The organism is Streptomyces sp. NPDC051907 (assembly GCF_040681075.1).
Lineage (GTDB): Bacteria > Actinomycetota > Actinomycetes > Streptomycetales > Streptomycetaceae > Streptomyces.
In genome coordinates this window covers 14,848-35,405 of sequence record NZ_JBFAYB010000071.1, presented here as the reverse complement: position 1 = coordinate 35,405, position 20,558 = coordinate 14,848, and the positions used below count along the sequence as shown (strand labels likewise).

Genomic DNA, 20,558 nt, shown 5'->3' with positions numbered 1-20,558 from the left:
GACGGGCCGCTACAGACCGGCTGTCCGCCTCTCACCGTCGCCCGCACCGGTGCCGGGCGACTGTACGGGGAGTGGTTGTGGGCGTTTGGCGGTGCGGCCGTCGCCGGACGAGCGGCCGCGCAGACGTCTGCCCAGCCAGGGGCCGAGGAAGGCGGCGGCCCAGCGTAGTTCGGCGGCGGTGGCCCGCATACCGGTGGGTGGAGGCGTCGTGGGCGCGGGCAGGGGGTGTGTCCATGTGTCGTCGCTGCCGGGCAGCGCGAGGGCGTGGGCCATGGCGGCGGCGATGCGCTGATGGCCGAGGGGGCTGGCATGGAGCCGGTCCGGGCTCCACAGGCGGGGGTCGGTGACCACGGGGTGGTGGCTGGTCTCCGCGACGGTGACTCCGTGCCGACGGGCCGCGTCGCGGATGCGGTCGTTCAGGGCGGTGACGCGGGAGCTCAGCGGCCGGGCGAGCGGGGTGATGCGCGCGACGTCGGGGAAGGTGACGGTGGCGACGCGGGCGCCCTGCGCGGTGAGCGCGGCGAACATCGCCTCCAGGTGGCCCGCGACCTCGTCGACGTCGAAGCGCGGCCGCAGTAGATCGTTGACTCCGGCGACCACGGTGGCCAGATCGGGGCGCAGTGCGAGGGCGGGAGCGAGTTGCTCGGCGTGGACTTGGCGGACGACGCGTCCTCGCAGGCCCAGATTGGCGTACGTCATCGCGGGGTTGTGCTGGGCGAGGTGCTCGGCGAGCCGGTCCGCCCAACCGCGCAGCCCGCTGGCGTCGTCGCCGTCGCCGAGGCCCTCGGTCTGGCTGTCGCCCAGGGCGACGTAGCGCAGGTACTGCGGATCAGCGCTGGCCATGGACGTCTTCTCTCTCCCGCAGGACGGCGGCTCTCTCCCGCAGGACGGCGGCGGTGCTTTCGCACCACTCACGGTTGCCTCGCTCGAAGGCGAGGCCGCGCAGGCACGTCAGATAGGGGCCGATGCGTTCGCCGTGGCGCAGGAACTCCGCCTCCGTGCGGTCGCCTCGCATGGTGTGCAGCAGCTTGCCGAAGAGCTCAATCTTGGTCTGGGCGAAGGCGGCGCGCTCGGCGAGCTGCGCGATCAGCGTCTGGGGGTCGACGTGATCCGCTGCCTGGACCTTGACGACCAGGTCGTCGCGGATGAAGGAGGGCTTGACGGCGGTGGCCGTGAAGCGGTCGAGTTCGGCGAGCCCCGCGTCGGTGACCTGGAACAGGCGCTTATTGGGCCGGCTCTCCTGGACCACTTCCCGGCCTGCGATCAGCCCGTCCTTCTCCAGCCGGGTCAGCTCGGCGTACAGCTGCTGCGGCTGGGCGTGCCAGAAGTTCGCCACCCCGAGGTCGAACGCCTTGACCAGCTGGTATCCGCTCAGCTCCTCGTCGAGCAGCGCGGCCAGTACGGCGTGCCGCAATGCCATCGGATCGTCTCCTCCTCGCCTTCGTCCAGGGACGCCCTCATCATACTCATGAATAAGACTAGTCCTCATTCTGACTATCAGCTACCGGCTGCGACGAATCGCTTCCGCGTCGCCGCCGACGGGGGCGCGGACTCACGGCCGTGGACCACTCGTTCGCCGACGCCCATCCGCACCCACCGCCTCCGTGCAACCCTCGACGCAGCCACCGTAGGAACGAGGAGCAATGAGCACCCACCGGGATCGCGAAGAGCCGAGCAGCGATATCAGCACCTGGACGTTGGAGCGCCTCCGGGCCTTCGCCGCCGTTGCTCAGGACCAGGACCTCGAGGCAGTCCGCTGCGTCGCGCAAACCCGCGCGGGCTGCTCCGACCAGCCCCGCGAAGTCCGCCTGGAGTGGGCCAAACTGGCCTTGCAGGCCAGCTGGAGCAGGCATGTCGAAGGGCCCTGGGCTCGAGCACGAGCCGCCCAGCACTGCTTCATGCTCCGAACCCGGATGATCGACGAGCTCGGTCCCGACGACGACCCGGACTGGAGTCCGCAGAGGCTGGCGGCCGACACCGTCGCCGAGCTCACGCTCTCCCCCGCCGCGGCCCGCGCCCTCGCCGAGCACTGGCGCGACCTCCCCATCGAGCGGATCGGCGAGCTGCGCAGGCACAAGAACATGACAGCCCATCTGGACACGCTCCTCGACCACCTGCGCCCCGGTCCGACACGGGATCACCTTCACCTCTGGCGGGAGACCCGCCGACACCTCCCCTGACCGTCTCGCCGGCGGGCGGCTATCGTGCCGCCGTGAACGAATCCGGACAGCGTCCACTGCTCTTCCTCGATGTCGACGGACCACTCATCCCCTTCGGTGCGGTGCCGCCCCGATATCCGACCTACGAGACCGGTTCCGATACATCCGATACCGGGGACTCGAACCACCATCCGCTGCTGGCCAGACTCAACCCCGCGCACGGTCCGCGATTGGCGGCGCTGCCGTGCGACCTGGTCTGGGCTACGACGTGGATGGACGATGCGAACGAGTGCATCGCCCCACGCCTCGGGCTGCCGCGGCTGGAGGTGGTGTCCTGGCCGGAGCCGTCCCCCTCCGACGAGCAGGACGAGCGCAGCGGACTGCACTGGAAGACCCGCGCCCTCGTCGACTGGGCAGCCGAGCGCTCGTTCGCGTGGGTCGACGACGAGATCGCCGACGCCGACCGCGCCTGGGTCGCCGCACACCATCGTGGCGACGCCCTGCTTCTGCGCGTCGACCCCCGTCAGGGCCTGACCGACGCCGACTACGCGACTCTCGCCGAATGGCTCCGCGAGGCTTCCCGCCCGGCCGAGGCGAAGTAGCGGCCCCGGACCGGCGTTGGGGCTCCAGGCGGCGTCTACGGTCCGGACGTCTCTGCCTGGAAAGCGGCACGGTCGCGGCGTTCCGATGCGACGGCCGCGGCGACCGCGAGGGCGACGGCGGAGGCCGCCGACGCCAGCATGGCGGGGTTGACGTACCCGGGGACGGCCGCGGTGTAGCTGCCGCCCTCGTCGATGCGGCACACGTAGCGGATCGGCAGGTACTCCACCTCGTACCCGTCGACTTTCGCCGCCTTCTCCGCCCCGCCTGCGTCGAGGCATTCCTGGAACGTGGTCGCGCCCATGCCCTCCGTGTCCAAGAAAGCGCCCAGAAGGTGCAGACTTCCCCAGACGTACAGGGCGGCTGTCGCGGCGCCCGCGAAGGCGGCGAGGCTGCGGAGCAAGCCCCCCGTGCCTGAACGCCCGTCGCCGCGTCGGGCCAAGGTACTGCCGCCGTAGCCGAAGAGCCCCGCTGCGGTGATCAGGCCCACCAGGATGATCATCAGCAGGATGTGTGAGGTGCCCTGCGAGGCACCGGCCGCTATCACCATGGTGACAGGATCTCAGCCTTGCGAGGCAACCGTAGGGGAAGGGGCCCCGCGGCCCTGACAGATGCCAGTACCGCGAACGCTCGGCAGGTCCCTGGGCCACAACTCCGTTTCCCCGGAACCGGACCTGCAGTACGGTCGCTCTCATGACGAGCAACCGAAAGGGCGATGCCGCGTAGGCGCCCATCAGACGTGCGGGGCGACCTTCCCGTGCGGATCCGCAGCCGCCGTCGGCGCTACCCGTCCATCGACCGCCTGTCCGGAGCGTGCGCGGCGGACATACGCCGGCTGGAGCGCACCCGTTTCTGGCCCGAGGCGACAGCCGAAGCCTTCTGGCACTGGGCCGCGTTGGCCCACGGTCCGCTGAGGCGGATCGCCGGCTCGTTCACGGCCACTCGATGCGGCATCCCCGAATGCGGCTGCGATCCCGGGTACTTCCGCGACCATCTCGAAGAGGTGCTGCACGCCTTGTCCAAGAAGTCCGCCCGCGAGCTGCGCACACTCGTATGGGCTCTCGACGCCCGGATCCTGGCCAGAGCAAAGACCATCCGCGCCGACGCTCCCGACGTCGTGTGGTGGCCAGACCAGCTCTAGGCGGCGATACGGCCCTGGCTGCCGGTGCCTGGGGCCTGGGCCCGGGTCCTCGGTAACTGCGTGGACCTCGTCCGGGCAGCGAATTAGCCTTGGCTGCCATGAGCACCCTGCAGAGCATCCATGACGTCCCCCTTCTGATGTGCGCCTCCGAGGGCGAGGCCATCGGCAGCGAACGCGACGCTCTGGACCTCATCGGCGATGCCGGCTACCAGGGCGCCCACTGGGTCGTCGTCCCCGCCGAGCGGTTCGACGAGGAGTTCTTCCGGCTGCGCACGCGCGTCGCCGGCGACATCATCCAGAAGTTCGTCAACTACCGTATGGGGCTGGTGATTCTCGGCGACGTCTCCCGGCACATCGAGGCCAGTCCCGCGCTCCGGGACTTCGTCCGGGAGTGCAACCGCGGGCGGCAGACCTGGTTTCTGGCCGACGTCGAGGAGTTGCAGGAGAGGTTGAAGAGCCAGTGACGGCTGGACCGACCGCTCACACCCGTCGCCAGGACCGAACTGCCGACCAGATCCTCGAGAACGCCGACCGTGGAGAACCCTTCAAACGCGGGCGCTGGCGAGCCCGGGCCCTCACCAACGGAGTTGGAACGTATGAGTGACCAGCCTGCACGATGGACCCAGGCAACCGTCTACCCCGATATGTGGGCCGACCCGGACGACGACCCCCGCGAAGGGGCCGGCAGCCCCGACGGCGAGCTTGCCACGCTGCAGGACTTCCTGACGAACTACCGCATAACCCTGCGCATGAAGTGCGAGGGCCTGGACGCGGAGCAACTGGCCCGTCGGTCGGTTCCGCCGTCGACGATGTCGCTGCTCGGCCTGCTGCGGCACCTCGCCGAGGTGGAACGGGACTGGCGCAACTGGATCACCGACGGCGATCCGCTGCCGAAGCTGTACGGCGTGCGCGACGGGGACTTCGACGGCGCCGTCGCCGACGAGGCCGTGGTCGACGCCGCGTACTCCGATCTGGCGCGCGAACAGGCCGCGACGGACGCCGCACTGGCAGAGCACCCGGATCTGGGCGAGCGCCTGGGGAAGGACGACATCGCCGTTAGGGAGCTGATGGTGCACAGGATCGAGGAGTACGCCCGTCACTGCGGGCAGGCCGATCTGCTGCGCGAGTGCATCGACGGCAGAGTAGGCCAGTGACCGAGGACCGGGACGGGGCGCTCAAGCCCCACCGGCGCATCGAGACGACCTAGGCGCAGGCTTTATGCACACCACCCTCGCCGAACACACTCGGTGTTCGGCGCAGTCGCAGCCGTGCGGCGACCGTGTGCGTCAGTCTGCAGCTGCGTCTCCCAGCAGGGTTGCGAGCGGGAGGGCCGCGATGTCCTCCGCCGGCCGTGACAGATGCAGCGCGGTGTGGAACCAGCCCTCGGTCTCCTTCCCTGCCGGGTCCTCGCCCGCGGCCGTCACGGCGTCGACGGCGTACCGCTGTTCCGTCGGGCCGGTGAAGCGGCGTTGCGGGTAGGTGGGTTCAGCCGACTTCTCGGTGGTGAGTCCGTAGGGCAGCAGGCCGTCGGCGATGGGCTGGTAGGAGCCGGTGCGCAGGACGAACGCGGCGACCCACACTGGCGCGTGTGCCGCGGCCAGGAGGGGTTGGAAGGTGTGGGGAGACAGGAAGCTGGCGCCTCCGGTGACGGTGATCAGCCGGGTGTGCTGGGCTGCCCGCAACAGCTCTTTGCTCGGCGGCCCCGCCTCCAGGTTCTCGGCGAAGCCCTCGTCCAGCAGGCCGGCGGCACGCGCGTAGGAGACGGCGTTGCCGGCGGTGTCGAGTCCGATCACTGGGACGGCGTCGGGGCGCCGACGGTCCGCGTAGTAGGCCCGGTCCCGCTCGATCAGCTCGGCCGTGGTGAGGGCGGCGGCCAGCGGGGAGCCGTAGTGGGCGTACAGGTCGTCCAGGGTCAGGTCGTGGTTGAGGAGGGCCGCGTTGACGCCGTACGAGCAGCAGATGTCCAGGACCGTGACCGGTTCGGCGGCGCCGGCGGCGGGTTCGGCACTGGCGGCTGCCGCGCGGGCGGCGACCAGACGGCGGAACACCGGCTGGGCGTGGCGCGGCGTCTGGTAGTCCCAGCGGCCGAGGCTGCGGAAGAAGGCTCTGGGGTCGGGCTGGTCGTAGATGTCGTCGAACGACGTCATCCTCTCCTGACGGGAGCCGCCCGTCCGTCCTCCGCGTCCGCCGACTCCGCGCTCGTGCCCACCAGTGCTCCGCGTATGCGTCAACGCATCCGACCCTTCTCGTCGTGGCTCCGGGCTCCGGGCTCCGTCGGGTCAAGCAGTAGCGCGTGGGCGTGCGGCTGAGGAACAGGGCCGAGACGAAATCAGCCATTCGGTGGTCGGGGCAGGTCGGGGCAGGTCGTGGACGTCCTGGTGCCGGACGCTCCGGTTCCGGACCGTCCGGCTCCCGTCCGGCTCCCGTCCGGCTTGTCACGCTCTGCCGTCGGCGGCCGGGGCCCAGGAAGCCTTCCCTGGGCCCGCAGCGGCCTCCAACACGCCCGCGCAACGTCACGGGCGACGCGCGGGGCTCAGGTGGGGAACTCTCCGCACCAGGCCCGGCTGATCAGGTGCTTGGGCAGGTACGGCGAGGTGGTGTCGATGGGGAAGTCGCCGTCGTGCGCCAGGCACGCCAGGGCGAGGGGGCCGAGTGCCACCTGGCGCCGCGGGTGGATCGAACCGCTCCAGTAGCGCTCGTGGTGGTCGAGGGCCTCGGTGAGAGCCTGGGCGAAGGCCTCGTGGTCGTTCGTGATGAGGCGGTGGAAGAGGGCGATGGGCTGGTAGTCGATCAGGTTCAGGAAGTCGCTCGGGGTGCGGGTCGCCACGTCGGGGTGGGAGGTGTTCATGGCCTCGAGCAGCTTGGGGACGATGACGTCGCCCATGGGGCGGCGGAGCCAGTAGCTCTGCAGGGTGTCGATCCAGTGGAAGAGGTAGTCGTCCGCGGCACTGGCACGGCGCAGGTCGTCCAGCGGCACCTGGCACAGGCGCGTCAGCCGGTCCCGCTCACGGCAGACGAGGGCGAGCCAGAAGGCGTCGAGCCAGGCGCGGCCGTCGGCGTACGGTGCGGGGCCGGTGGCGGGCAGTGTCAGCACGCGGTCGCCGATACGGCACTCCACCGCGCCCTCCTGGGCAAGGGTGGTATCGAACAGCGCGGCGCCGACCTGCATGGCGCCGACCCATGCCTCCCAGGTCTCCAGCATGCCCGAGTCGGGGTCGGCCGCGCAGCGTACGTAGCCGAGTGTCAGGGCCGTCTTGAAGGCATCGCCGAAGCTGCTCGGGTCCTGCGGGAGTCGCGAGGTGAACTCTCCTACTGCGTGGGCGAGTTGCTCGGCGTCGGCCGGGGCGGCGCTCGCGTCCGGCTGCGCCTGCCGGCCCGTGTCGGCGCCGCTCTGGCCGGCAGCGCCCTGGCCCGTAGCACTCTGACCGGCAGTCCCCTGGCTGTACAGGCTCTTCATCAGCTCCATCAGCTCCGGCGGGGGCACGATGGAGAACACCTTCGTCTCGCGGTCGATCGACGTCAGGGAGACCAGGCTCTCCTTGTGCCACCAGTACAGCCGGGGCGAGAGGGCGCCGGGGCCGTCCTCGTAGGCGCCGAGGGCATACGCTCCCAGGTCGTTGACCGCGTCCACCACGGTGCCGTCCACGATCGGGTGGAACGCCAGCAGGTGCCTGGTCGGCATGACGACGAGCGCTCCGGCCTCGGGCAGCTCCCGGCCGGTGACGGACCGAGCGAGGTCGGACAGTGCGAGCGCCTTGCTGGAGACGAAGTGGGAGTCGCCGTAGACGGAGTGCAGCAGCGCTCCCTGCGGCCCGCGCACCTCGTCGTGCTCCACTGGCTCGGCCAGCAGGTTCGCCCGGCCCGCCGCCCACAGCTCCTCCAGGCCGACGCGTGCCACGTCGCCGTCGTGCAGGATGCGCACAGAACTGGGCGCGTCCAGCGCGAGAGCCGCGACCAGTCCCTCGGCCACTGGCCGCACGTAAGCGAAGCCGTCCGTCGCGGGCGCGGGCGTGAAGTCGTCGGGCACCAGCCGCAGATAGGCGTGACGCAGCATCTCCTGCGCGTTCTCCCCGCCCTGGGACGCGGTCTCCAGTCGGGCGAAGTGCTGCTCGACCATCTCGGGCCAGTACTCCTCGGCTACGGTGCGGCACCGCTGCGCCAAGTTGGTCAGCGGGTTGACATGGCCGTCGTACTCGACAGCCGCTCCTTCTACCGTCAGGCGCACACCGCGCCGGGCGGAGAAGTAGTCCGCCGTCAGGCTTCGCAGGCGTGCGGCCTGCGGCACCGTCAGCATGGGCAGGTGGGCGTCGGAAGCGTTGGTCATCCAGTGACTCTACGAAAGTCGTCCGGGCCCGATCACCTCGGGTGGCGATCACGGGCTGCTCGCGGCGATCGCAGGACCGCGCAAGTCGGCGGTCGGCGGGGCTGGCTGACGGTTCCGGAACCGCTCACAGGCGCCACTTTTGGACCGCTCAGGGGCCTGCGGTGGGTGGAGCAGCTCGGCGGACCTGGGCGAGGACGATCACTGTGTCGTCGGTCGGCGCCTCGGGCAGCAGTGCGGAGAGAATGTGGTCGGCTGTCTCCTCCAAGGTGCCTGACGACGCGCCCAGTTGGGAGCGGAGCGCCTCCACGCCCTCGTCGATGTCCTGGCCGCGCGCTTCGATGAGGCCGTCGGTGTACAGGACCAAGGTGGCGCCCTCAGGGAGGTCTGTCTCTATCGTGCCGAACGGGACGCCGCCGACGCCGAGCGGTACCCCCAACACGTCGTCGAGGGTGTCGACCGTGCCGTCGGGGTTGCGTACCAGGGGTGGCGGGTGGCCGGCGTTGGCGATGCGGGCGCGGCCGGTCGTGGGTTCGTAGAGGATGTACAGGCAGGTCGCCAACTCGATGCCGGCCTCCTGGGCGCAGACGTCGAGCTCCGTGAGCAGGTCGCCTGGCTCCCGGTTGTGGCGGGCCAGCGCCTTGGCCGTGATGCGCAGCCTGCCCATGGCCGCCGCGGCGGGCACTCCGTGCCCCATCACGTCGCCGACGACGAGCGCCACCCGGTCGCCGGGCAGGTTGATCACGTCGTACCAGTCGCCGCCCACCTCGGTGACGTGGCTGGCGGGGAGATAGCGGTGGGCGACGTGTACGAAGGGGCTGGTCGCCAGGGCGGTCGGCAGGAGTGCGCGCTGGAGGGTGAGGGCGATGTCCTGGGCCCGGCTGTACAGACGCGCGTTGTCGAGGCACAGCGCGGCGCGGGAGGCGAGCTCGCCGGCGAGGGCGACGTCCTGGTCGGTGAAGGCGGGGCGGGCCGCGGAGCGGCCGAACATGGCGAGTCCCTGGACCGTTCCGCGGGCGATGAGCGGGGCGATCAGCAGGCTGGTCAGGCCGCTGTCCAGGAGCAGCCTCACCCGGTGCTGGTGGACGACGGTCCGGGTCACGAAGTCGTCGTTCACGGCGACGACGACGGGACGGCCCGTGCTCAGGATCTCGTGGACGGTGGAGTCCGGCGGGTAGGTCACGTTCTCCAGGCCGCTCACGAGTTCCGGGGCGGGAGGCGACAGTGTGGTGCCGGACGCGATACGGCGGGTGGACAGCGGCAGCTCCGGGTTGAACACCTCGGGCTCGTCCATCCACTTCACCACCTCCACGACGGACGCGTCCGAGAACTCCGGGACGGCGGCTTCGACCAGCTCGCGGGCGGTGACGTTCACGTCGAGGGTGGTGCCGATGCGGGATGCGGCCCGGTCCAGCAGAGCCAGTCGCCTACGGCTGGCGGTCGCCTCCACGATGGCCTGCTCCCGGTCGGTGACGTCCACGAGCAGCCCGCCCACTCCGGGCCGGGTCCCTACCGCCTGGCTCAGCGGGAAGAAGCTCACCGAGCGCGCCTGGACGCGATCGGGATGTCCTGGGGTCCGCAGACCCACCGTGGCGCCCACGACGGACCGGCCCTCCGAGGCGACGGATCGCAGCATGCGCTGGAACTCGCCGCCGTCGGTCGTGATCATGAGGTCGGTCGCGCGCCGCCCGATGTGGTCCGCGATCGAGACGCCGTCCATGTCGGCGAGCGCCTGGTTGAGGTGGACGTACCGCAGCTCCTCGTCGAGCATCACCAGGCCGATCGGGCAGGTCTCGAAGAGGGCGTCGAGGAAGGCGAGGTTGGTCTTCACCCGGTCAAGCTCGTCGCTTCTGCTGGCCAGGGCCATCACTACGGACCGGCCCTCTTCGCCGGTGACGAGGAAGGACCGGAATCCGCAGTCGAAGACCGTGCCGTCCTGGTGTCTGGCGGCCAGTCGCCCGCGCCAGTACCCCAGGGTCCGGGCTCGCTCCGCCAGGTGGGCCGCAGCGCCGGGGACGTCTGGGGGCGGCTCGGGAAACAGGAACGCGGCGGGCCGGGACAGCACTGCCGCGGACTCGTGCCCGAAGAGCGTCTGCGCGCCGGGCCCCCAGAAAGAGACGCGGTCGTCCTGGTCCAGCCCGAGCACGGCCACCGACACGTGCTGGAGCAACGTCCCCGGCTCCGACAGGAACGGACCAGGAGCCTGCTCGCCCCCCGGCCGGTCCGATAGCACGAGACGTCCCCTTCCACGCGAGGCACGCGGCGACTGAGGCCGCGCCCGCACGGCGGCAGACGGGCTTCATCAGCCATGATGCCCGTCTTCCGCGACCGGGACATCACGGAGGTCTGAGGGCTCGGGCGCATCTCGCCTCGCCGCCCGTCTCACTGGTCACGTTGCGAACCTGTCACCCTACTCTCCGTGTCCTGTGCCGGGTCGAGTGACGTCTCTCGGACTCGCCGCGCTGGGTGCTTCTTGCCGACAGACCCGCCCCATACCTCACCGTATGGGGGAGTCCGTTTCTCGCCGCCCTTTCGAGCGTCGGCGCTCCCGTCAGGGCAGACCTCTGTCAGGACGAGTCCCGCCAGCGCGGCGCCTGGTCGTCGGGCTCGTCGGGGCTGGCGAAGTGGAACGGCACGCCGAAACGCTCGGCCAGCGCCGCGCCCGTGCTCATCGCCTCCTGGGCCTCCGGCCAGGGCGGCACCTGCCCGTTGAACACACGCATGTCCGACCCGTGACGGATCGTCGCCAGAACAGCTTCGCTGGGTGGCGCGTCGAAGACCGCCTCGAGCACCACGAACCAGCCGTCCGTGTCCCCGTCCCATACCGCCTCCACCGCGGCGAGCCGCCCGGGCGACTCGCTGATCCGGGCGGACAGGGTCTCCACGTCCCGCGGGCGTTCAGGCTCGCGCACGATCTGGTCGGCGAGGGCCTCGTACCGAGCCATCACCATCGTCTGGCACTCGTATACCTCCGGGCTCGGCTGCCGGGCCGCCTCGGCCATGGCGCTGGTCGCCTCTCGCAGGGCCCAGATCGCCTCTATCCGACGGTCCTTGAGCACCAAGCCGTCCACCCGCTCGCGCAGCTGCTCCGGCAGCCCGTCCCACGCTGTCTCCACCACGGCATTACAGCCGACCGCCCGACGGCGGGCCTCACCGGGGCTGGCTCACCGGGGCGCCGGGCCGAGCGCCGTCACCGCCAACTGGCGCCGCCGCTGCGCGAAAAGGGTGTCTGTCCAGAACGGACGATCAACGAAAGGAGGAGTACCCACTCCTTTCCACTCTCAACTTATAGCGCACAGGGGGGCTTGCGGCAAGGCCCCGGTCGTGCCGCAGAATCACTCGCCTAAGCCAGGACCTGCGGAAACGGGAGATCCACGAAGTGCATGTGTTGTTGTCGGTCAGTTGGTCGTGCGGTGACATCGAGCCGGAGGTGGGACTCGTACCGCCGTTGCAGCAACTCGGCGCGGAGGCACCGGCATACGTGCCGCTGGACTTCGCGGGCGCGACCTCGGATCGGAGCTGATGACATGAATCCCCTGACCACCAGTGCCTTCGACCTTCCCGACCGCCTCGCCCCCAAGGCCGACCCGGCGCTGATCGCCGGCGACGAGAAGCACTTCGCGGCCATCGCGGAGAGCCTCGAGCAGGCGATCGCCGAACTGTCCGACCGCCTCGACGAGGTACGCAGGGCGCCCGGCGGCCTGGGCCGGGAGGCGATGGACCGGGATACGGAGATCCACCGGCTGACCGCTCGCCTGCGCGCCCTGCGACGCTTCGGACTGGACCTGTGTCTCGGACACATGGTCAGCGGGGACGACCCCGAGCCCGTATACGTCGGACGCCTCGGCCTCACGGACAGCACCGGTCGTCGGCTGCTGATCGACTGGCGCTCGCCCGCAGCCGAGCCGTTCTTCGCCGCGACCCACGCCAACCCGATGGGCCTGGAGAGCCGCCGTAGGTATCGCTGGACCCGCGGCCGGATCAGCGACTACTGGGACGAGGTGTTCGCCGCTGACGGATTCGCCGGGCACGCCGCGCTCGACGACCAGTCCGCCTTCATCGCCAGCCTGGGCAGCAACCGGTCGTCCCGGATGCGCGACGTACTCGGCACCATCCAGGCCGACCAGGACGCCATCATCCGCGCGGGCTCCCGTGGCGCTCTCGTCGTCGACGGCGGGCCGGGCACCGGCAAGACCGTCGTCGCTCTGCACCGCTCCGCCTACCTCCTCTACTCCGACCCGCGCCTGGGCCACCGTCGCGGCGGTGTGCTGTTCGTCGGTCCACACCAGCCCTACCTGGCCTACGTCGAGGACGTCCTGCCCAGCCTCGGAGAGGAGGGTGTGCAGACCTGCACCCTGCGGGATCTCGTCGCCGAGGGCGCCGCGGCCCCGAGCGAGACCGATCCGGACGTGGCCCGGCTGAAGTCGTCCGCGGACATGGTGAAGGCGATCGAGAAGGCCGTCAGGTTCTACGAGGACCCGCCCGCCCAGGGGATGACCGTCACGACCTCCTGGTCCGACATCTGGCTGAGCGCCGACGACTGGGCCGAGGCGTTCCAGGCGCCGGGACCGGGTACCCCGCACAACGAAGCACGCGACCAGATCTGGGAGGAGCTCGTCTCGATCCTGCTGGACAAGTACGACGGCGATGTCCCGCCCGAGCTGTTCCGGAAGTCGCTGCTGCACGACAAGGAGCTGGTCGAGACCCTCAACAGCGCGTGGCCGCTGCTCGAAGCGGCCGATCTCGTCGGGGACCTGTGGTCGGTACCCGCCTACCTGCGGATGTGTGCTCCCTGGCTCAGCCCCGACGAGGTGCGCCTGCTGCAGCGCAAGGACGCCGCCCAGGCCTGGACGGTGTCCGACCTGCCGATCCTGGACGCGGCACGGCAGCGGCTCGGCGACCCGGAGGCGGCACGGCGCAAGCGTCGGCACGACGCCGCCGTCGCCGCCGAGCGCGAGCGCATGGCCGGCGTCATCGACAACGTGCTCGCGGCCGACGACGGCGAAGGCGCCGTGACGATGCTGCGCGGACGGGACCTGCAGGACACTCTGATCGACGAGACGGCACTGCCCACCACCGAACCGGACCTGCTCGCCGGCCCGTTCGCGCACATCGTCGTGGACGAGGCTCAAGAGCTGACCGACGCAGAGTGGCAGATGCTGCTGCTCCGCTGCCCGTCTCGGAGCTTCACTATCGTCGGCGACCGCGCCCAGGCCCGGCACGGGTTCACCGAGTCGTGGCAGGAACGGCTCGAGCGGGTCGGGCTCGACCGGAGCAACGTGACCTCCCTGAGCATCAACTACCGGACGCCGGAAGAGGTCATGACGGAAGCCGAGCCGGTCATCCGGGCAGCGCTCCCGGACGCCAATGTGCCCACCTCCATCCGCAGCAGCGGCATCCCCGTCGTACACGGATCAGTTGCGGATCTGGACTCGATCCTCGAAGAGTGGCTCGCCTCGCATGCCGATGGGATCGCCTGCGTCATCGGCACTGGCGACATCAGCACGGGCATGATCAGCAATGGCGACATCGAAGCGGGCGCGCTCCCGGCGTCGTCCCGCATCCGGTCGCTGACCCCGGAGCTGTCGAAGGGGCTCGAGTTCGACCTGGTCGTCCTCGTCGACCCGGAGACGTTCGGCGCCGGGATCGAGGGAGCGGTGGACCGCTATGTCGCGATGACCCGGGCGACCCAGCAACTCGTCATCCTCACCAGCTCCTGACGTCGACAGCCGGGACGATGTGATCGCCGCCCGGCGGACATGAGATCGCCGTCGACGTCGTCTGCTCGCGGGTCCCGGACGCCAACCTGCCCGGCGTCCGGGCCCGCGTCGGCATAGACGGCGTCCGCGTCGGCGGGCTTCTGAGATCATCTCGAGGACCAGTCCAACCCCACGGTGAGGAACGACATGAGCGATACGCCGGCCTCCTTCCAACTCCTTCGCGGCGCCCCCGACTCACCCGTGATCCTCCATGTCCCGCACTCCTCCCCCGCCCTGCCCGCCGACGTCCGGAGCGACATCGTGCTCGACGACAGGGCGCTGCAACTGGAGTTGGATCACATCACCGACTGGCATACCGCGGCGATGGCCGAAGCGGCGGCTCAGGCGGCGCCCGTCACGCCCTGGCGGTTCGTGAACCAGCTCTCACGCCTGGCCGTCGACCCGGAGCGCTTCCCCGACGAGCGTGAGGAGATGCTGGCCGTGGGCATGGGCGCCGTCTACACACGCACCACACACCGCGAGCGGCTCCGCCCGGACGAGTTCGACGCACAGCCGTTGATCGAACGGTACTTCCACCCGTACGCGGAGGCGATGACCGAGGCCGTGGCGGAGCGGCTCGAAGCGGTGGGGCGCGCTGTGATCCTGGACGTCCACTCCTACCCGTCCGAGCGGCTGCCGTACGAGTTGCACGGCGACGGGCCGCGCCCGCCGATCTGCTTCGGCACGGACTCCTTCCATACGCCCGCGCCTCTGCTCGACGCCGCACAGAAGGCATTCGCGGGCTTCGGCGGGACCGGACTCGACAGTCCCTTCGCGGGAACGTACGTGCCGTTGCGCTACTACGGACACGACAGCAGGGTCAGCGCCCTGATGGTCGAGATCCGGCGCGACGTCTACATGCGGGAGCCGGGAGGGCCGGCAGACCGCGGGATCGACGCTCTCGCGGACGCGTGGGCCGCGCTGATCGCCGCCGTCGACGCCATGTAGTGCTCGGTAGGCCTCTGTTGCATCGCGGCGGCCGCCGTCGACGGCCCTCGCGGATCCTGTGAGTGGCCGGATCCGTACCCCGTCATGGGTCGCTCAAGGCCCCCGCCGAGCGGGTGTTATGGAGGGTATTTCTTATAGTTCCTTGTAGTTCTGATTGCGCTACGCTGTCCGCCATGACGTCGACGGGACCTGAGCATGTCTCCTAAGCAACACCGTGGCGAGGTCACCGTCGACCGTCTTCTGACCGCCGCGCTCCAGGTGTACGCCACATCCGGCCAACAGGGCTTCACCGTGAACGCGGTCACCGCGGCCAGCGGAGTGAGCCTGGGCAGTCTGTACCACCACTTCGGCAGTTTCGACGGTCTCGCCGCCGGCCTCTACATCCGCTGCATGGGGCAGCTGTGCGACGAGGTGTTCGCCGATCTCTCGCGTACCCGAACTGCCCGTACCGGCGTCCGCGCGCTCGTCAAGGCGTATCTGCGTTTCACGGAGGAGCACCGCGACGCCGCCCTCTTCCTGCACGCGTCCGCCTACTCGGGCTACCTCGCCTCGCACGCCGAAGAGATCCGCGCGTTCAAGGCGGAGAAGTTCGCGGCCATCGCCGAGTGGCTGGGACCGCGGATCGCAGCCGGCGAGATCGCGGCGCTTCCCACTCCGGTCATCGAAGTCCTGGTCATGGGACCGATCGAGGAGACGGCGCGGCGCTGGCTGTCCAGCACCTACGACATGGACGTGAACGAGGCGGCACGCATCCTCCCCGACCGGATCTGGCGATCCCTGCGCGCGGACTGAGGAACACACCAGGCAAGCGGTGGGGCCATCCTGAGGACCGGCCTGCGCATGCCCATCAGCGTCCGGGCGCCGCGCGGCTTCGGAGAGCACGATCCGCTGCGCGAGCTGTTCGTGACCGAAGCCTCCGGACGCATCGTCAAGGTCACGGTCCACTGAAGGGGGCACCCCGTGTCCGGGTGTGTCTCGGACACCGACGGCCGGCGTCGATCACTCCCCCGTATGATCGTCCGCCCATGGACGTGAACCCACGATTCGAGATGATCTCCGTCCCGGCGGGGCAGGTGACGCTGTCGGATCGCCGGACGCAGCGGAGCTGGTCCGCTGAGCTCGCGCCGTACCGGCTGGCGCGCTTTCCGGTGACGCAGGCGCAGTACGCGCAGATCACCGGCGAGCGGCCGAGCAGCGCGCAAGGCGACCGACTGCCCGTCGAGGGGGTCTCCTGGTGGGACGCGGTCCGATTCTGCAACGCTCTGTCCGAGCACGAGGGACGGACGCCCGCCTACCGCTTCCACCCTGACGGCGAGGACGGCGAGAGTGTCGAAGGCCTCGACGGCGTCGACGCCGTCGTATGGGACGCGTCCGCTGACGGATACCGGCTGCCGACCGAGGCCGAGTGGGAGCGCGCGTGCCGTGCCGGTACGTCCGAGGCGCGTTATGGGCCGCTCGACGACATCGCCTGGCATCGTGCCAACTCAGCCGAGCGCATTCACGACGTAGGCGGCAGGCAGCCCAACGCGTGGGGCCTGTACGACATGCTGGGCAACGTCTGGGAGTGGTGCTGGGACGTCTACGACGCCGAGGTCTACGGCGCCTACCGGGTGCTGCGCGGCGGCGGATGGTTCGACGAGCACTGGAGCTGCCGGGCCTCGGTGCGGCGCCGTAGTCACCCGACTCTGCAGATCGACGACGTGGGGTTCCGCATCGCGCGTTCCGGCGCGGGCTGACCGCGACTGGCGGGGACTGGGACTGGGGCTCGGGCTTGGTCTTGGTCTTGGTCTTGGTCTCAGGCTCGGGCCTGCGCGAAGACGTCGACCGCGCTACTGGGCACGACCGCGCACCAGTTCGGGAATCGGTCGTGTGGCAGCGCTTCACGCCGACCGTCCCTGCTTGTACCGCATCGAGGCGCATGTGAGGGCGCCATGTGCCGACGTCGGCCGGAATGTCGCTTCAGCACGACTGCCTTTCGGCCAACGATGGGCGACCGCCTGTCGCCAGACAACCCAACAGGCCGTCTGGCGCCTCTCACTGGCAGGAGACCGCTTCGCGATCGAGTCCGCCGTGCCCGACCAGCCGGCCGGACGCTTCGCGAGCACCGCTGTTGCCTCCACCGTCCCGTCAGGCACTGGGAGAACGAGGAATCATGACCAGATCCCACCAGGCTCGACTCAGGCGCTCGGCACTCGCCGGGGCCGCGGCGATCGCGATCGCCGCCGGCCTCATCGCCGCCGCACCCGACGCCGAGAAAGCCCAGACTACGCCGAAGTTCAGCCTGATCGCCGCCTCCACGTCGGTGACCCTCGAATCGTGGAAGGACGACCCGGGCGTCTATCTGGACCTCGGGACGTACCTCACCGCCGAGAACGGGCCTCTCGAGCTCAGGGTGACCCGCAAGTCGTACAAAGACCCGGTCGTCGCCACGCAGATCATCCGCGACGGGAACAAGACCCGCACCAAGACCCTCCCCGCCGGACTGGTGAAGGACTTCGCGGGGCTGCCGGGCTTCGCCCAGATCACGGTGAAGGACAAGGCGGGCAAGACCGTCCTGCAGAGGGAGGAGTCCTTCTGCCCGAACAACGCGTCCGGGCGCGTGCGCCCCGATGCGCCGAGCACGTCGAAGTACCCGCAGAGCTGTCCGGTCAACCCGTTCACGCTCGGCTCGGTGTGGGGCGTCGAGAACGGCTGGGCGTCCAACACCTACGCGGGCTACTACGCCACGCCGGTCCAGCTGGCCCCGGGGAGCTACACCGCCGAGGTGTCGGTGACCAAGCGCTACCGGGATCTGTTCGGCATCGCAGACAAGCCTCAGACGATCAATGTGACCGTACGCGAACGCGGCAACGAGGAGCCTCCGGGCGCGGCCGCCAAGCAGGGTGACCACCACACCGCCGGCCACGGGTCCCACCACGCGGCCGGGAAGTCCGGACACGGCGCGATGCGCTCACCCGCGCCGGCGGCCCCGACGAGCGGAGCGGGCCCCTCGTACAACGTCGGACACGGACCCCACACGCCCGCGCCGCCGGCCCTGCCCTGGGCGCTCAAGAAGGCCGACCTCAAGGCGCAGCGCGTAGGCGACGCACCCGGCCAGACCGACGGCTCACGGAAGGCCTCCGCGCTCAAGCCGAACGCGAGCCGGCCGACCGGCAAGGCCGCCGTGCCCGACGTGCCGAAGCCTGACCTGAGGTCGCTGCCCGCCTACGGCATCACCATCAGCGACGGCCAAGGCGACGTACCGGGCAAGGACTACCTCGCCTTCAGCGCCAACGTGTGGAACGCGGGTCCGGCCCAGCTCGTCGTGGACGGGTTCCGCTCGCCCGGCAAGCAGCTGATGGACGCGTACCAGTACTTCTACGACGCCAACGGCAAGCAGGTCGGCTACACGCCCACCGGCACGATGGAGTGGGACCCGCGGGCGGGCCACGAGCACTGGCACTTCACCGACTTCGCCAGCTACCGCCTCCTGTCAGCGGATCAGAAGGAGACCGTGCGCAGCGGCAAGGAAGCCTTCTGTCTGGCCAACACCGACGCCGTCGACTACACCGTCAAGAACGCCAACTGGCACCCGCAGAACACCGACCTGTCCACCGCGTGCGGCCAGGAGAACTCGATCTCTGTCCGAGAGGTGCTCGACGTCGGCTCCGGCGACACGTACACGCAGGACCTCCCCGGCCAGTCCTTCGACATCACGGGCCTGCCGAACGGCACCTACTACATCCAGGTGCTCGCCAACCCGGAGAAGCGACTGAAGGAGACCAACCTCAACAACAACAGCGCCCTGCGCAAGATCGTCCTCGGCGGCAACCCCGGCGCCCGCACGGTGACGGTCCCGGCGCACGACCTCGTCGACGCCAACTAACCGGCAGTCCTGGCGCCGGCCAAGCGGCGCCTCAGGCTGACAGCAGCGACGCCCCGGAGCCCTTGGGAGCCGGGGCGTCGTGCTGCTCGGACTCGGTGGCTGCTGCGGGTCGAGCGTGTGCGGGATGGCAGGCCAGCACATGACTCCTCGCCACAGACGCGCCCATCGCTCGCTATCGTCGTGGCATGTGCTTCTACGCCGTGAGTCACTACAAGCTGCACTACGCATGCGTGACATGCCGTGTCAGCTTCAAACGGCATGCCGATCCGGAACGTCAGCAGCGGTGTCCGAACTGCGCCGGGCCCCTCGTCTGTGCCGGGCACGACTTCGCGCCGCCGCGTAGGCGTGATGTGCGCGGGTGGTCGGTGGTGGCCGCGGTGCTGGGCGAGGGGCTGCGGTATGAGGGGCGGTCCGTGTGCGGGTGCGGCAAGGAGCCGAAGTTCCGTCCGCGTACGCGTGCTCAGCTGCGGGCGCGCCGGATCGTCGCCGCACGGGCTGGGCTTCCGCTGGCGGAGACACTGTCTCGTGTCGACCCGCTCAGCGCAGACCTCGTATGACTAGTCACCACTGCGGGTGACGTCCCGGTTGGCTGTGGCAACCCTGGGGAGGTTGGTCGTGCTCAGCACGACCAACCGCTTTTGGGGGCCCACCGCAGGGCTGATCCGCGCATGTCGCTCGATACGCGGCCGCTCGCAGCTCCTCGCCGACGTCCGCCGGTGTGCCCCGTCACCTCTCCAATTCGCCGACCATCGCGGTGATCTTCATTCGCTTGGCCGTCACTCGATCGAGGGGCAGCCAACCGTGGACCGCGGCCCGTTCCACCTCTGCGGGGCGGTGGTCGCCCCGCCCTTCGATGCGCAGTGCCGCCCAGACTCCGCGGAACTGTGCACCACCGTACGAACACACCTCTGACACCTCCCCTGACCTCCACCGGGGTTGGCCAAACCATCAGACCTGGACCACAAAGTGGAAGGTGTGAGTAGCATCCCTCATCAACACCGCAGCATCAGCACCTATGAGGAAAGCGAGTTGCCGTGACCAACGAGTCGGACAACACCAACATCCAGGATCGCTATGCCGCGCGCTTCGCGGCCGATCTGGAGAGCAACACGCAGGAACAGAAGGACATCCGCTCGCAGATGGCTTCCCTGCAGGACCGCCTCGGACAGCTGGAGGCCGAGTACGCGTGGCTGTCCGGCATGCAGGGCACGCTGGGCGCGGAGCCGGGCGCATCCGAGGAGGGAGAGGCCGCCGCGGCGGAGGGGCCGGCCAAGTCGTCGACAGCGGACGTCGGTGTGGACACCACCGCAACGCAGGAAGCCGCGCCGAAGGCAGTTCCCCGGCCCCGGCGGGCGAAGAAGGCGGCCAGCACGGCCGGTCGGAGCCGGAAGGTCGCGAAGTCCGCCAAGGCCGCTCAGGCCAAGCCCGCGGACGAACCGAAGGCGCGCAAGGCCGGCGGTGCGAAGAAGAGCGGAGAGCCCACACTCCGTGAGCTCGTCCTGAGCCTCCTCGCTCAGCACCGCGAGCCGCGTATGGCCGCCGAGGTCGTCAAGGAGCTGACGGAGAAGCACCCCGAGCGCAACGCCGCGACCCAGGTAGTGCGCAACACCTTGGAGGCGCTCGTCGCCAAGGGCGATGTGGAGCGGGAGCGCAAGCAGGGGTCGGTGTTCTACACGGCGCCCACGACCGGCGCCGCCCCCGAGGCGACGCCCGAGGAGGCAGGCGCCGAAGCCGCGGCGAAGGTGTAGTCGGGAGCGGGCGGCAC

At 70.0% G+C, this 20,558-nt stretch carries 18 protein-coding genes; 11 read left to right on the top strand and 7 right to left on the bottom strand.

Annotation, left to right across the window (positions count from 1 at the left end; translation table 11 throughout):
* Nucleotides 1-9 precede the first annotated feature (9 nt).
* Nucleotides 10-843, bottom strand: coding sequence for an SGNH/GDSL hydrolase family protein (locus AB0M39_RS29520; RefSeq protein ID WP_365369006.1), 834 nt, complete (start codon nt 841-843; stop codon nt 10-12).
* Nucleotides 830-1,420 carry a PadR family transcriptional regulator gene (locus AB0M39_RS29515; protein ID WP_365369005.1) on the bottom strand — a complete coding sequence of 197 codons (591 nt, stop codon included), beginning with the start codon at nt 1,418-1,420 and terminating at the stop codon, nt 830-832. The genes AB0M39_RS29520 and AB0M39_RS29515 overlap by 14 nt, the downstream gene beginning before the upstream one ends.
* 223 nt (nt 1,421-1,643) lie before the next feature.
* Between AB0M39_RS29515 and AB0M39_RS29510 the strand changes: the two genes are divergently transcribed.
* Both AB0M39_RS29510 and AB0M39_RS29505 read left to right on the top strand, forming a co-directional pair.
* The gene (locus AB0M39_RS29510) at nt 1,644-2,180 is read left to right on the top strand and encodes a hypothetical protein (protein WP_365369004.1); all 537 of its coding nucleotides are present in this window, start codon (nt 1,644-1,646) and stop codon (nt 2,178-2,180) included.
* A 32-nt stretch (nt 2,181-2,212) separates the two neighbouring features.
* On the top strand, nt 2,213-2,761 hold the full coding sequence (locus AB0M39_RS29505) for an HAD domain-containing protein (RefSeq protein WP_365369003.1): 549 nt from the start codon (nt 2,213-2,215) through the stop codon (nt 2,759-2,761).
* Between the two features lie 35 nt (nt 2,762-2,796).
* On the opposite strand, the gene AB0M39_RS29500 is transcribed toward AB0M39_RS29505, so the two are convergent.
* Nucleotides 2,797-3,309, bottom strand: coding sequence for a hypothetical protein (locus AB0M39_RS29500; protein WP_365369002.1), 513 nt, complete (start codon nt 3,307-3,309; stop codon nt 2,797-2,799).
* Between the two features lie 207 nt (nt 3,310-3,516).
* On the opposite strand from AB0M39_RS29500, the gene AB0M39_RS29495 reads away from it, so the two are divergent.
* The 3 genes from AB0M39_RS29495 (at nt 3,517) to AB0M39_RS29485 (ending at nt 5,054) form a co-directional block, all read left to right on the top strand.
* Nucleotides 3,517-3,900 carry a hypothetical protein gene (locus tag AB0M39_RS29495; RefSeq protein WP_365369001.1) on the top strand — a complete coding sequence of 128 codons (384 nt, stop codon included), beginning with the start codon at nt 3,517-3,519 and terminating at the stop codon, nt 3,898-3,900.
* Nucleotides 3,901-3,998: 98 nt separating this feature from the next.
* Nucleotides 3,999-4,364, top strand: a complete 366-nt coding sequence (locus AB0M39_RS29490) for a DUF4180 domain-containing protein (RefSeq protein ID WP_365369000.1) — start codon at nt 3,999-4,001, stop codon at nt 4,362-4,364.
* 132 nt (nt 4,365-4,496) lie between these two features.
* The gene (locus AB0M39_RS29485) at nt 4,497-5,054 is read left to right on the top strand and encodes a DinB family protein (RefSeq protein ID WP_365368999.1); all 558 of its coding nucleotides are present in this window, start codon (nt 4,497-4,499) and stop codon (nt 5,052-5,054) included.
* 132 nt (nt 5,055-5,186) lie between these two features.
* Here the strand turns inward: AB0M39_RS29485 and AB0M39_RS29480 are convergent, their stop codons facing one another.
* The 4 genes from AB0M39_RS29480 to AB0M39_RS29465 all read right to left on the bottom strand — a co-directional run bounded on the left by AB0M39_RS29480 (nt 5,187) and on the right by AB0M39_RS29465 (nt 11,337).
* Entirely contained in the window at nt 5,187-6,047 is an 861-nt protein-coding gene (locus AB0M39_RS29480) for a hypothetical protein (RefSeq protein WP_365368998.1), read from the bottom strand.
* Nucleotides 6,048-6,433: 386 nt separating this feature from the next.
* Entirely contained in the window at nt 6,434-8,224 is a 1,791-nt protein-coding gene (locus AB0M39_RS29475; protein WP_365368997.1) for an immunity 49 family protein, read from the bottom strand.
* Nucleotides 8,225-8,372: 148 nt separating this feature from the next.
* Nucleotides 8,373-10,391, bottom strand: coding sequence for a SpoIIE family protein phosphatase (locus AB0M39_RS29470; RefSeq protein ID WP_365368996.1), 2,019 nt, complete (start codon nt 10,389-10,391; stop codon nt 8,373-8,375).
* Nucleotides 10,392-10,788: 397 nt separating this feature from the next.
* On the bottom strand, nt 10,789-11,337 hold the full coding sequence (locus AB0M39_RS29465) for a hypothetical protein (RefSeq protein WP_365368995.1): 549 nt from the start codon (nt 11,335-11,337) through the stop codon (nt 10,789-10,791).
* A 411-nt stretch (nt 11,338-11,748) separates the two neighbouring features.
* On the opposite strand from AB0M39_RS29465, the gene helR reads away from it, so the two are divergent.
* The 6 genes from helR to AB0M39_RS29435 all read left to right on the top strand — a co-directional run bounded on the left by helR (nt 11,749) and on the right by AB0M39_RS29435 (nt 20,541).
* Nucleotides 11,749-13,941: an RNA polymerase recycling motor ATPase HelR gene (gene helR / locus AB0M39_RS29460; RefSeq protein WP_365368994.1), complete on the top strand. Its 2,193-nt coding sequence runs from the start codon at nt 11,749-11,751 to the stop codon at nt 13,939-13,941.
* Between the two features lie 186 nt (nt 13,942-14,127).
* Nucleotides 14,128-14,928, top strand: a complete 801-nt coding sequence (locus AB0M39_RS29455) for an N-formylglutamate amidohydrolase (RefSeq protein WP_365368993.1) — start codon at nt 14,128-14,130, stop codon at nt 14,926-14,928.
* A gap of 195 nt (nt 14,929-15,123) precedes the next feature.
* Entirely contained in the window at nt 15,124-15,720 is a 597-nt protein-coding gene (locus tag AB0M39_RS29450) for a TetR/AcrR family transcriptional regulator (protein WP_365368992.1), read from the top strand.
* A 233-nt stretch (nt 15,721-15,953) separates the two neighbouring features.
* On the top strand, nt 15,954-16,664 hold the full coding sequence (locus tag AB0M39_RS29445; protein ID WP_365368991.1) for an SUMF1/EgtB/PvdO family nonheme iron enzyme: 711 nt from the start codon (nt 15,954-15,956) through the stop codon (nt 16,662-16,664).
* A gap of 416 nt (nt 16,665-17,080) precedes the next feature.
* On the top strand, nt 17,081-18,793 hold the full coding sequence (locus tag AB0M39_RS29440; protein WP_365368990.1) for a lysyl oxidase family protein: 1,713 nt from the start codon (nt 17,081-17,083) through the stop codon (nt 18,791-18,793).
* A 1,034-nt stretch (nt 18,794-19,827) separates the two neighbouring features.
* Nucleotides 19,828-20,541 carry a hypothetical protein gene (locus AB0M39_RS29435; RefSeq protein WP_365368989.1) on the top strand — a complete coding sequence of 238 codons (714 nt, stop codon included), beginning with the start codon at nt 19,828-19,830 and terminating at the stop codon, nt 20,539-20,541.
* The last annotated feature ends 17 nt before the right edge of the window (nt 20,542-20,558 follow it).